Here is a 355-nt window from a genome sequence, read left to right as displayed (position 1 = left end):
GGCCCGGTCATGCCGGCCAACGAATCCTTCCAGATGATCGAAGCGACCAAGGGCATCAACAGTTATTACCTGACGAGCGATGGCGGCACCATGAGCTACCGCACCCGGATTCGCACCCCAAGCTTCCCGCATCTGCAGCAGATCCCTTCGGTGATCAAAGGCAGCATGGTCGCGGACTTGATCGCGTACCTGGGTAGTATCGACTTCGTTATGGCCGACGTGGACCGCTAAGCATGAATAGCACGCTTATCCAGACAGACCGTTTCGCCCTGAGCGAAACCGAGCGCTCGGCCATCGAGCACGAGCTGCATCACTACGAAGACCCGCGCGCGGCGTCGATCGAAGCCCTGAAGAT

General features: G+C 59.2%; 1 protein-coding gene and 1 pseudogene. Both read left to right on the top strand.

Going from position 1 to position 355, the window contains the following annotated elements:
• Nucleotides 1-231: NADH-quinone oxidoreductase subunit D-related protein (locus AC1DH9_RS31185; RefSeq protein ID WP_477809592.1), on the top strand; the 231-nt coding region annotated here is incomplete at its 5' end.
• Between the two features lie 2 nt (nt 232-233).
• Nucleotides 234-355, top strand: a pseudogene (locus AC1DH9_RS31180) (NADH-quinone oxidoreductase subunit NuoE); the annotation flags it as partial.

The organism is Pseudomonas sp. 05T35, assembly GCF_056396605.1.
This window is presented reverse-complemented; position numbering and strand designations above follow the sequence as displayed.